The organism is Pseudomonas sp. lyk4-R2A-10 (assembly GCF_030209075.1).
Classification (GTDB): Bacteria; Pseudomonadota; Gammaproteobacteria; order Pseudomonadales; family Pseudomonadaceae; genus Aquipseudomonas; species Aquipseudomonas glycinae.
The window spans coordinates 14,148-25,849 of the sequence record NZ_JARVSR010000016.1 but is presented as its reverse complement, the minus strand read 5'-3'; the positions used below and the strand labels follow the sequence as shown (position 1 = coordinate 25,849).

The window sequence follows — 11,702 nt, the reverse complement described above, 5'->3', positions numbered from 1 at the left end:
TGCGAGGTCAGTGGATGCGCTCAGAGTAGGGTGGCGTTTGGTTTCTGGAAACTGAATAATAAAGAGCGTTTCTTTCACGATTGGAGAATGACTGTGGATCTGGTGCAACTGGAAATCTTCAAGGCCGTTGCCGAGCACGGCAGCATCAGTGCTGCGGCGGCGCAGATCCATCGCGTGCCGTCGAACCTGACGACGCGCATCAAGCAGTTGGAGGAGGATCTAGGCGTCGACCTGTTCATCCGCGAGAAAAGCCGTTTGCGCCTGTCGCCGGCCGGCTGGAGTTTTCTTGAATACGCGCGGCGCATTCTCGACCTGGTCCAGGAAGCCCGCGCCACGGTGGCCGGCGAGGAACCGCAAGGGGCGTTCCCGCTGGGTTCGCTCGAAAGCACGGCGGCGGTGCGGATTCCCGGTTTGCTGGCGACCTATAACCAGCAACATCCCAAGGTCGATCTGGACCTGTCGACCGGTCCGTCCGGGACGATGATCGACGGTGTGCTTTCCGGTCGCCTGGCGGCCGCGTTCGTCGACGGCCCGGTCCTGCATCCGGCGCTGGAAGGCATTCCGGCGTTCGAAGAGGAAATGGTCATCATCTCTCCACTTCATCACGGGCCGATCCAGCGCGCTGCGGACGTGAATGGCGAGAACATCTATGCATTCCGTTCGAACTGCTCCTATCGCCATCACTTCGAAAAATGGTTCAGCACCGATGCTGCCGTGCCCGGCAAGATCTTCGAAATGGAGTCTTATCACGGCATGCTCGCCTGTGTCAGTGCCGGCGCCGGCCTGGCCCTGATGCCACGCAGCATGCTGCAAAGCATGCCCGGCTGCGCGACGGTCAGCGTATGGCCGCTGGCGTCGGATTTCCGCTATCTGACGACGTGGCTGGTATGGCGGCGGGGCACGGTTTCGCGCAGTCTGAGCATGTTTGTGCGCTTGCTGGAAGAGCGCGGTGTGGTGCGCGCAGAAGAGAATTGACACGTTGTGTCATGGTTGTATCTTAGGCGTCCTGTTTCGCAATATAAAAAACTATACAGCGCAAGCGATTAGCCAGAAGGAATCAGCGATGACCACAGCCCTGAGCGGGAAAGAAGCGGTAGGTGAGCGTTTTGTGCTGGAAACCATGCGCCACGCCCAGCAGTTGACCTGGAAGGCCGTGGACGAGATCGCCAAGGTGATCAAACCCGGTATGCGCGAATCTGAAGCCCATGCGCGGGGCAAGGAAATTCTCGTCGAACTGGGCATGGACCGGATCTGGCATCCGCTGCTGATCCGCTTCGGCGCCAACACGCTGAAGACCTTCAAGGAGCGTTCCGACGGCGATCCGGTGCTGGGCGAGAACGACATTTTCTTCATCGACATGGGCGTGGTCTGGGAAGGTCACGAAGGCGATGCCGGGGCGACGTATGTCACCGGTTCCGACCCACAAATGGTCGCTTGCGCGGCGGCCTCCAAAGAACTCTTCGACAAGGTCGAAACCTTCTGGCGCAAGGGCGTGACCGGTGTCGGGCTGTACCGTTACGCCACCGATCAGGCCGAGGCGATGGGTTGGAAACTGAACCTGGACATCAAGGGCCACCGGGTCAGCGATTTCCCTCACGCGATCTATCGCGGCGGCAATCTTGGTGACTTCGATCAGGCGCCGAATGCCGGTGTGTGGATTCTGGAAATCCAGATCGAACACCCCGAGCTTCCGTACGGCGCTTTCTATGAGGACCTGCTTATTTGATTGAACAAGCATGCCCGATTCGGTGATCCGCCGAACCGGGCATTTTTTATTGGCCGTCGATGCTGCGGGGCAGATCGAGTGGATTGGCGTCGCGCAACACCTCCGGCAGTAATGCATCGGGAAAGCCCTGATACGCCACCGGCCGCAAAAAGCGCTCGATCGAGGTCATGCCGACCGAGGTGAAACGGCTGTCCGAGGTGGCCGGGAACGGCCCGCCGTGTACGGTGGCGAAGGTCACTTCCTGCGGATGGGCGAAAGCGTTGACCACGATGCGTCCGGTGCGGCGCTCGAGGATCGGTAGCAGACGCCGGGCCAGATCCAGATCGCGGTCTTCAAGGTGAATGGCTGCGCTCAGTTGACCCTTGAACGAACGGGCGACCGCCAGCAACTCTTCATCATCCCTGACCGTTACCAACAGCGCCGCCGGACCGAACACTTCATGGGCCAGCGCCGGTTCGCTGAGCAGGCCTTGGCCGTCAACTTCCAACAACGCCGAGCGTCCCTCAAACTGACCATCCGCCGGCGCGCCGACCGCCACCAGATTGGCCCCCACGCTTTCCATTGCCACCAGCCCTTTGACGTATGAACCGTGAATCCCCGGCGTCAGCATCGTACGCGCCGACGCTGCACTGACCCGCTTGATCATGGCGCTGCGTAACGCTTGCAGACCTTCGCCCTCGACCGCGATCAGGATCGACGGACACAGACAGGCCTGCCCGACATTCACCAGCATCCGCTCGACAAAGCCATCGCCGATTTCACCGCCACGCGCGGACAGCGCTGCGGGCAGAATGAACGTCGGGTTGACGCTGGTCATTTCGGTGAACACCGGGATCGGATCAGGCCGTAATTGCGCGCGACGATAAAGCGCCATGCCGCCCACCTCTGAACCGGTGAACGTCACCGCTTTAATCAAAGGATGATCGACCAGCGCCTCACCGATGGCATTGCCACCACCGCGCACCATGGAGAAAACCCCTTCGTGCAGACCGTGCATTTGCACCGCTTTACGGATGGCGCGCGCCTGGATTTCCGAGGCACCGGGATGCGCGTTATGCGCCTTGAGAATCACCGTTGCACCGGCCGCGAGTGCCGACGCGGTGTCACCGCCGGCCACTGAATAGGAGATCGGAAAATTGCTTGCTCCGAAGATCGCCACCGGGCCGATGGCGACTTTTTGCAGGCGATGATCCATCCGTGGCCGCGGCTGGCGATCGGGTTGCGCCGGGTCGATCGCCAATTGCAGGAAGCGACCCTTGCGCACCACGTCGGCGAACTGGCGGAACTGGGTGGCGGCCTTGGCGGCTTCGCCCTCCAGTTGTGCCTGGGGCAGGCCGGTTTCCAGTGCGGCGCGGGCGGCCAGCTCCTCACGGACGGCGTCGAGGTTGTCGGCGATGCTTTCCAGAAACGCCGCACGCTCGGCCAGCGAGGTGTGGCTGTAGCTGTCGAAGGCCGCATCAGCGAGGGTTGCCGCCTGATCGATCTGCGACGCACCGCCGAGGGCGAATTCCGGTTCGAGCAATTGGTTGGTTGCCGGGTTCAGCGCCTTCATCGTGCCCTCGGTAGCGGGGACGTCAGCGGCGCCGATCAGCAGGTGGCCGGTCAGAGTCATTTTGCGTCACCTTGCGACTGAAGGTTGGCGATCAGTTCGTCTGTAGTGGTGATGACATGGGCGAACGTCGGACCGTTGAGTTCATGGGCGGCGTGCATCATTTCCTCTTTGAACGCGGCGGTCGCATCCCGTACCAGAGTGACGTGGTAACCGAGTTCCGACGCGTAGCGGGCGGTGGCTTCGATGCAGGTGTTGGCCAGCAGGCCGACAATGATCACGTGGGTGATGCCTTGCTGTTTCAGGCGAAAGTCCAGGTCGGTGTTGGCGAAACCGCTGGAGCCCCAGTGTTCCTGAACCACAATGTCGCCGTCCTTCGGCGCGAAATCCGGGTGCCATTCACCGCCCCATTCGCCGCGCGCGAAGTGGTGCATGTGCATGATCTTTTGTTGGGTCGGGGTGGGGTGATCCCAGTTCTCGTAGTCACCTTTTACCCAGCGGTGATGCGGTACGATGACGACCGGAATCGGCAGGGCCCGCACGGCGCGGTCGAGTTTGCGCAGGTTGTCGAGCAAGCCGTTCTGCTCGGCCATCGGTTTGAGCAGCGGAAAGATCTTGCCGCCGTCGGAGAGAAAATCGTTGTACGGATCGACCAGCAGGTAGGCGGTTCTGTCGAGCGGATAAAGAGGTTTCGACATGACGATGTACTCCGGCAATGAGAGTGATCGATGCTCAGGGCTTGTTCCCGCATCGTGTTAATATGATAATCATAGTAACTGTGAAAGAGGCAAGCCCTGATGGCTGTAAACGATAGTCTTCCCGACACGCTGTGCCCGATTTCCCGGGCCGAGTCGATCGTCGGCGACCGCTGGACGGTGCTGGTTTTGCGCGAATTGTTCATGGGCAGCCACCGCTATGACGAGATCCTGGCGCAGACCGGCGGCACGCCGCAGATGGTCGCCGCCCGTCTGAAAAGTCTGGAGGCGGACGGACTGGTCGAGCGTCGCTTGTACAACGAGCGGCCGAAACGCTACGAGTACCACCTCACTGCAAAGGGCGAGGCGTTTTACCCGGTGGTGATTGCGTTACGTGCCTGGGGCGAGACCTGGTGCAAGTCGCCGGAGGAAGGGCTGGCGGTGAACATGACCCACAAGAACTGCAACCACAGCGCCGGACTCGGGCCGTTGTGCGATCACTGCGGTGAAGTGTTGCGCCGTGAGGATCTGATCAGCCAGCCGCAAGAGGCGTACGCCGCCGAACGACAGGCGCGGCGTGAGGCGTTCAAAGCTAAATAGACGGCTCCATCCAAAACAAAAAAAGGCCCTCATTTGCGAGGGCCTTCGCGTGTCAGCGCAAAACGGATGACTTACAGATTGTTCGCCAGTTTTCCGGAAGTCAGCCGCCGACGATAAGCACTGTCACGAGTCGCCAGCCAGAAATACAGCGGAGAGGTCACCAGCAGGCCAACCAGCCACGACAGGTCCGCGCCGTTGATGTGCGCCGACACGGGCCCGACGTACAGCGGCGTGTTCATGAACGGAATCTGCACCGCGATACCGATCGCGTAAGCCAGCAAGGCCTGCGGGTTGTAACGGCCGTAGATGCCGCCGTCGACCTGGAAGATCGAGCCGATGTCGTACTGGCCTTTGTGGATGGCGTAGAAGTCGATCAGGTTGATCGCGGTCCACGGCACCAGTACGACCAACAACACCAGCACCATGTCGACGAAGTGGCCGATGAAGTCTGCCGAGGCGCCGACCGCAGCGAAGCAGCAGGCCAGCAGGACGATGATCGAAATCACGGCGCGGCTCTTGGCGGTCGGGATCCAGCGGTAAGCGAAAGTCTGCACCAGGGTGATCAGCGACAGCACCGCGCCATACAGGTTGAGGGCGTTGTGGCTGATCACGCTGAGCAGGAACAGCACCAGCATCAGCGGGCCGATGGCGGCGGTGGCGAGTTTCACCGCGTCCATGGTGTCCATACCCACTGGCGTTGCCAGCACGGCGACGGCGCCGAACACGAACGACAGGCTCGAACCTAGCGCCGAACCCAGATAGGTCGTCCAGAAGGTCGCTGCCACCGGCACATTCGCTGGCAGGTAACGCGAGTAGTCCGAGACGTACGGCGCAAACGCGATCTGCCACAGCGCTGCCAGCGACACAGTTGCCAGCCAGCCCGAGAGGTTGAAGCTGCCGCGTGTGAGGAAATCATCGGTCTGGATGTGGGTGAGGATGTAGCCGAAGCCGACCACGATGCCGATCCCCAAGACCCAGGTGCCGATGCGGTTGAGCACGTGGATGAAGCGGTACCCGATGATCCCGATGATCCCCGAACCCAGCGCGCCGATGAGGATGCCGACCGGCACCGGAACGCTGTCGACCACGCCATGCAGCGACTTGCCGGCCAGCACGATGTTGGAGGCGAAGAAGCCGATGTACATGACGCCGGCAATCAACACCACCAGCAGCGCGCCGAGGGAGCCGAACTGCGCGCGGCTCTGGATCATCTGCGGAATGCCCATCTGCGGGCCCTGCGCCGAGTGCAGCGCCATCAGCACACCGCCGACCAGATGGCCAACCAGAATGGCGACGATGCCCCACACCAGATTCAGGTGAAACAGCTGCACGCCGAGGGCGCCGGTGACGATGGGCAACGGCGCGATATTGCCGCCGAACCAGAGGGTGAACAGATCCCGAACCTTTCCGTGGCGATCTTCGGGCGGCACATAGCCGATCGTGTGTTTCTCAATGAGCGGTGCGGACGTTGTTGCAGAGGTGGCCATGACGAACTCCAAGGCAAGGACGAGTACGTGGACGTACTTCAGTGAGCGCCGGCACGGACGGCGCATTTCTTGTTGGGGTTGATCATGGGCAAGGAAAGGGGAGAGATAAATTAGTAGTTTTGTTGCTTCAGGCGTTAAAAAAACGAGGCTCTCCGGTCAGCTGAAAACGCTCTGTCTCGGGTGTTTCAGCACCATGAACGACAACGCAGCTGACCTCCATTGGAGCAGCTGTCTGTCGGTGTTATTGCGGCTCGGCTGCGGATTTGAATCCGGCAGCCAGACCGGTCTTTCAAAGGCGAATAGACGCCAGCATCCGTTGCAGCATCTCATCGCAGGCCGTGAGCTGATCGACGCTGACGAACTCGTCCGGCTTGTGGCCCTGATCCATGCTGCCGGGGCCGCACACCACCGTGGGAATCCCCACTGCGTCAAACAAGCCACCTTCGGTCCCAAACGCAACAGTACCGAAATCGTCCGAACCACAGAACGTGGCAATCAATTCGGCAGCCTGGCTCCGGGCATCCGTCGCCAGCCCCGGATACGCCGACAGTTCGCTGAACCGGATATCGCTCTGCTCGCTGACGGCCCGCATGCGCGGCAGCATTTGCTGTTCGGCGTAGGCCTTGAGTTGCTGGGCGACAAGCGCCGGATCCTGCGAGGGCAGGGCGCGGATTTCGAAGTCGAAACGGCAATCGGCGGGGACGATGTTCAACGCCTTGCCACCGCCGATTACGCCGGTTTGCACCGTGGAATACGGCGGGTCGAAACGCGGATCGACGTGTTCGTCCTTGAGCTGCCGGCCGATACGTCCGAGCTCGCCGATCAGCTCGGCGGCGCACTCGATGGCGTTCACTCCGAGCGGCGCGTAGGCCGAGTGACAGGCATGACCCTGGACATCGCAGCGCACAGCCAGTTTGCCCTTGTGCCCAAGTACCGGTTTGAGCTCGGTCGGCTCGCCGATGATGCACAGCAGCGGTTTGACCGGACGTTGCTCCAGCACCTTGAGCAGCGAGCGCACACCGAGGCAGCCGACTTCTTCGTCGTACGACAGGGCAATGTGCACCGGCAGGCGCAGCGGTGCTTCGATCAACGACGGCAGCAGCGCCAGCACGCAGGCGATGTAGCCTTTCATGTCTGCGGTGCCACGACCGTAAAGCTTGCCGTCGCGCTCGCTGAGTTCGAACGGCGGCAGCGTCCACGGCTGGCCATCGGCGGGCACCACATCGGTGTGCCCCGACAACACGATGCCCGGTTGATCGGCCGGGCCGATCGTGGCGAACAGATTGGCCTTGCTGCGCTCATCGTTGTAGATCAGCTCGCACGGCACATCGAAACCTTCGAGGTAGCTGCGCACGAAGTCGATCAATTGCAGGTTGGACTCGCGGCTGGTGGTGTCGAACTCCACCAGCGTCTTGAGCAACGCGACGCTGTCGCTCATCGGTCGTCTCCGGCAACTCCATAACCCGGCGCCTTGGCCGGATCGAGGGCGCGGTCGATGTAGTCCTGAAGCTGCGGGCAATAGGCGTCCCAGAGTTTTTGCAATTGGCCGATCGGGTCTGCATCGGCCCAGTCCACCCGCAGGTTGACGATGGGCCAGGTCAGTTCACCCACCACGACCACCGCTGCCGAATGCACCGGACCTGCTTCACCACCCAAGGACTGGGCGGCGTGCAAGGCCTTGATCAGGCGATCGGCCAGTTGCCCTTCGCCTTCTTCGAACGCGCTGACCATGGCTTCGATCACCGAGCGCCCGGCGAGCATGTTGCCCGCCGCCACGCATTGCTCGCCGGACACGGCGTTGTGCACGCCGAGGGTCTGCGCGCCGCTGAAATGCGCGGTCTGGCCGAGGTGATTGATCGCCGTGATCTGCCGGTACTGACTGTAGCCGTTGCGGGTCAGCACCTTGTCCAGTGCAGCCTCGGGTGCCAGGCCTTGCTCCATCAAAGCGAGCACTTCCGGACCGAGCGACGGCAGGGTGATGTTCTGGCTCGACACCGCGCCAACACCCGGCAACAACCAAGGGCAGCGGGCGCCGACGGCGATGCTGGAGGAACTGATGGCGATGCCGAACTGGCCGGTTTCGGGGCAACGGGCGGCGATGGAAAATGTCATGTGTGGCCTCCTTTCGCTAAGGTCGAATTACTCGGGAATCACCGCAACCACATCAATCTCCATCAGCCACTGCGGCTGACCCAAAGCCGACACCACCAGCCCGGTGGAGATCGGAAACACGCCTTTCAGCCATTTGCCGACTTCCTGGTACACCGGCTCGCGGTAGCGTGGGTCGATCAGGTAAGTGGTGGTCTTGACGATATGGCTGAGGTCGCTGCCGGCCTCTTCGAGCAGTTGCTTGACGTTGCGCATGGCCTGTTCGGTCTGCGCGCGCGGGTCGCCGAGGCCGACCAGTTCACCGTCGAAATTGGTCCCGACCTGACCACGGACATACACGGTATTGCCGGCGCGCACCGCCTGGCACAGATCGTTATCCAGGGTCTGGTTCGGGTAGGTGTCCTTGGTGTTGAACATGCGGATGCGGGTGTGGGTTGGCTGACTCATGTGCGGCTCCTGACGAAATCGGGCCCGGCGCGATGGGCGCCGGGATTGAAGAGGGAAATCAAGCGTCGACGGTGTCGACAGCGTGGTTGTGCAGCGCGGCTTCGCGTTGTTCGGCATCGCGATAGGCCAGGTATTTGCGCTGAGTGGCGATGTGATCGGCCACGTATTTGGCGTCGTGCCACACGCCCCAGATGAACGACGAGCCGCGTCGCGATTGCCACGGCAAGCCGAGGAAATACACGCCCGATTCACTGGACACACCGCGCTGATGTTGCGGCTTGCCGTTGTCGTCGAAAGCGGCGACTTTCAGCCACGAATAGTCCACGGCAAACCCGGTGGCCCAGATGATCGAGGTGATACCGGCGGCGGCCAGATCGAGATCGGCCAGCGGGTTTTTCACGCATTCAGGATCCGGATACGTTTCGCGGGCTTCCGGTTCCAGCGGTAGATCGAGGCCGTTGCGTTCGATGTAGGCGTCGGCGGCATCCAGCAGTGCGAGGTAGTTCTCGTCGCCACGCTTGAGGTTGTCGCGCAGGTCCTGTTTGAAGGTCACCACGCCGTTGCTGAACGATTCGGTGACGCCGACCAGGGTCATGCCGCGATGGGCCAGGCCACGGAAGTCGATGGTGCGGCCACCGTGGGCGCCGCTGACGGCGATGGTCACGTGCTCGCGGCCGGGTTTCATAGCGGCTTGATCCCACTCGCCGAGCACGCCCAGCCACCAGCAGAAATCACGGTTGCGGTAAGCGCGGGGAGGGCGGTCGTGGGCGCCGACCGAGAGGTAAACCTGCTTGCCCGAGCGCTGCAATTCATCGGCGATCTGTACGCCCGACGAACCGGCGCCGACCACCAGCACTGCGCCGGCCGGCAGTTGCTGCGGGTTGCGATAGTCGGCCGAGTGAATCTGCAGCAGGCGCTCATCTTTCGGCGCAATCGGCGGGATCACCGGACGCTGGAACGGGCCGGTGGCGGCGACGACGTGGGCCGCTTCGATCACGCCCTCGGAGGTCTCGACGGTGAAGCCCGGACGCCCGACATTGCGCACCACGCTTTTCACATCGACGCCGGTGCGGATCGGCGCATTGAATTTCTTCGCATAGGCTTCGAAGTAGTCGGCGACGCGTTCCTTGTGGGCGAAACCGTCCGGATCGACATCATCGAATTCCATCCCCGGAAAGCGGTCGTGCCACGCCGGACCGTTGGCCACCAGCGAATCCCAGCGCCCGGTGCGCCAGCGTTCGGCAATGCGGCTGCGCTCCAGCACCAGGTGCGGCACCCCGAGTTTGCTCAGGTGTTCACTCATGGCCACACCCGCTTGACCGGCGCCGACAACAAGCGTGTCTGTTTTTATTATTTCAGTGGTCATCTCTGATCCCTTCTCACGAGGCCGTTGGATTCAGGTCGCTGTCGACCTGTTCTCTGTGCTTGGGATCAGACTAGGGAGGGGGTGGTTATCGGTAAAATATTATTAAGCTGGCATGTGAAGATAAAAACGTGATGCAGAGGCCTGAAAGCCCCGTAAACACGGGGCTTCGCCCTGGCACTGAAAACCGGGACAACAAAAAAAAGGACCGCCGACAGGGTTGTCGACGGCCCTTTTCAAGGCGCGTTCAGATCAGCAGGACTCAGCGATCAAGAAACGCCAGCAGGTCTTCATTCAATTGCTGCGCATGGGTCACCGCAAAGCCGTGCGGCGCGCCTGCGTAGACTTTCAGCTCAGCGCCCTTGATTTGCGCAGCCGCTTGTTTGCCGGTGGTTTCAAACGGGACGATCTGATCGCCATCGCCGTGAATCACCAGGGTCGGCACATCGATTTTCGCCATGTCCGGGCGGAAGTCGGTTTCCGAGAAGGCGGTGACACAATCCACGGTGCCTTTGAGCGAGGCCAACAGCGCGATGTTCAGGGTTTGGGTCAGCACGCCGTCGGAGACTTTCTGGCCCTGGTTGGTGCCGTAGAACGGAGCGTTGAAGTCAGCGATGAACTGCGCGCGGTCCTTCAGCAGACCAGCCTTGATACCGTCGAACACCGACTTGTCGACGCCCTCAGCAAAGTCCGGCTTCTTGCCGAACAGCGGCGTCACCGCGCCCAACAACACCAGCCCGGCAACGCGTTCGTTGCCGTGGCGCGCAATGTAGCGGCTGACATCGCCGCCGCCCATGGAGAAGCCGACCAGGGTCACGTCGCGCAGATCCAGGTGTTCGATCAGTTGCGCGATGTCATCGGCGAAGGTGTCGTAGTCGTAGCCGGTCCACGGCTGCTCGGAGCGGCCGAAGCCGCGGCGGTCGAAGGCGATGGTGCGATAGCCACGACTGCTCAGGTATTCCATCTGGTATTCCCACATATCGGCATCCAGCGGCCAGCCGTGGCTGAACAGCACGGGCTTGCCGCTGCCCCAGTCCTTGAAATAGATCTCGGTGCCGTCTTGGGTCGTGAAGGTGCTCATGAAAACTCCTTGTGTCGGGGCGTGTGTGGTTGCCGGGATGGCATCGCTGACTATCGCGGTTAAGCGTCTGGTCTACTTGTACGCAGGTGCTAAGTTTCGCCAGCCGATCAGCGTAGACGCCTGCGGGCGTCAGAGTTGTAAGATGCAACCACGATTTGATGACCGTTTTGCTGGAGAGCGCTGAATGAAACGCAAAAGCCTTGCGGGCAATGCCTGCCCGATCGCCCGGACACTCGACCTGATCGGTGACTGGTGGTCGCTGCTGATCATCCGCGACGCGCTGGAAGGCATCAGTCGTTTCAGCGATTTCGAGAAGAGCCTGGGAATCGCCAAGAACATGTTAAGCACCCGGCTCAAAGGGCTGGTGGAGCGTGACATCCTGCGGCTGGTGCCGGCGTCCGATGGCAGCGCTTACAAGGAGTACGTGCTGACTGAAAAAGGCCGGGCGTTGCAAACCGTGATCGTTGCATTGTCGCAGTGGGGTGGCGAGTTCATGTTCGAGCCGGGCGAGTCGGGCTCTGTGATGGTCGATGCGCAGAAGCGAAAGCCGATCAGGAAACTGGAGCTGCTATCGGCCGATGGTCGCCAGTTGGCGCCGGAAGATATCGCGACAACTTCTACTGCGTACTGACACCTGCGTCAGAC

At 61.5% G+C, this 11,702-nt stretch carries 12 protein-coding genes; 4 read left to right on the top strand and 8 right to left on the bottom strand.

Annotation, left to right across the window (positions count from 1 at the left end):
* The first annotated feature begins 93 nt into the window (after positions 1 to 93).
* Positions 94 to 975 (top strand): putrescine utilization regulator PtrR, encoded by an 882-nt coding sequence (gene ptrR, locus QRN46_RS26110; protein ID WP_007950470.1) that lies wholly within the window; start codon positions 94 to 96, stop codon positions 973 to 975.
* A gap of 88 nt (positions 976 to 1,063) precedes the next feature.
* The gene (locus QRN46_RS26105; protein ID WP_011334650.1) at positions 1,064 to 1,726 is read left to right on the top strand and encodes a M24 family metallopeptidase; all 663 of its coding nucleotides are present in this window, start codon (positions 1,064 to 1,066) and stop codon (positions 1,724 to 1,726) included.
* Between the two features lie 46 nt (positions 1,727 to 1,772).
* Here the strand turns inward: QRN46_RS26105 and QRN46_RS26100 are convergent, their stop codons facing one another.
* Both QRN46_RS26100 and QRN46_RS26095 read right to left on the bottom strand, forming a co-directional pair.
* Positions 1,773 to 3,338: an aldehyde dehydrogenase (NADP(+)) gene (locus QRN46_RS26100; RefSeq protein ID WP_011334649.1), complete on the bottom strand. Its 1,566-nt coding sequence runs from the start codon at positions 3,336 to 3,338 to the stop codon at positions 1,773 to 1,775.
* On the bottom strand, positions 3,335 to 3,973 hold the full coding sequence (locus QRN46_RS26095; protein ID WP_011334648.1) for a cysteine hydrolase family protein: 639 nt from the start codon (positions 3,971 to 3,973) through the stop codon (positions 3,335 to 3,337). Before QRN46_RS26095 ends, QRN46_RS26100 begins: the two co-directional genes overlap by 4 nt.
* A 99-nt stretch (positions 3,974 to 4,072) precedes the next feature.
* Between QRN46_RS26095 and QRN46_RS26090 the strand changes: the two genes are divergently transcribed.
* Entirely contained in the window at positions 4,073 to 4,570 is a 498-nt protein-coding gene (locus tag QRN46_RS26090; RefSeq protein WP_207983034.1) for a winged helix-turn-helix transcriptional regulator, read from the top strand.
* A gap of 71 nt (positions 4,571 to 4,641) precedes the next feature.
* Here QRN46_RS26090 and QRN46_RS26085 read toward each other — a convergent pair whose 3' ends face one another.
* The 6 genes from QRN46_RS26085 to QRN46_RS26060 form a co-directional block, all read right to left on the bottom strand.
* Positions 4,642 to 6,057, bottom strand: coding sequence for a purine-cytosine permease family protein (locus QRN46_RS26085; RefSeq protein ID WP_285358184.1), 1,416 nt, complete (start codon positions 6,055 to 6,057; stop codon positions 4,642 to 4,644).
* A 289-nt stretch (positions 6,058 to 6,346) separates the two neighbouring features.
* Positions 6,347 to 7,495, bottom strand: a complete 1,149-nt coding sequence (gene argE / locus QRN46_RS26080; RefSeq protein ID WP_285358182.1) for an acetylornithine deacetylase — start codon at positions 7,493 to 7,495, stop codon at positions 6,347 to 6,349.
* A complete protein-coding gene (locus QRN46_RS26075; RefSeq protein WP_285358180.1) occupies positions 7,492 to 8,169 on the bottom strand; it encodes a DUF1028 domain-containing protein in 678 nt (225 codons plus the stop codon). The genes argE and QRN46_RS26075 overlap by 4 nt, the downstream gene beginning before the upstream one ends.
* 27 nt (positions 8,170 to 8,196) lie before the next feature.
* A complete protein-coding gene (locus QRN46_RS26070) occupies positions 8,197 to 8,613 on the bottom strand; it encodes a RidA family protein (protein ID WP_007950460.1) in 417 nt (138 codons plus the stop codon).
* A gap of 58 nt (positions 8,614 to 8,671) precedes the next feature.
* Entirely contained in the window at positions 8,672 to 9,979 is a 1,308-nt protein-coding gene (locus tag QRN46_RS26065) for a flavin-containing monooxygenase (RefSeq protein ID WP_285358177.1), read from the bottom strand.
* 259 nt (positions 9,980 to 10,238) lie between these two features.
* The gene (locus tag QRN46_RS26060; protein WP_285358175.1) at positions 10,239 to 11,057 is read right to left on the bottom strand and encodes an alpha/beta fold hydrolase; all 819 of its coding nucleotides are present in this window, start codon (positions 11,055 to 11,057) and stop codon (positions 10,239 to 10,241) included.
* 184 nt (positions 11,058 to 11,241) lie between these two features.
* Here QRN46_RS26060 and QRN46_RS26055 point away from each other — a divergent pair, with 184 nt between their 5' ends.
* Positions 11,242 to 11,688, top strand: a complete 447-nt coding sequence (locus QRN46_RS26055) for a winged helix-turn-helix transcriptional regulator (protein WP_285358173.1) — start codon at positions 11,242 to 11,244, stop codon at positions 11,686 to 11,688.
* Positions 11,689 to 11,702: the final 14 nt, after the last annotated feature.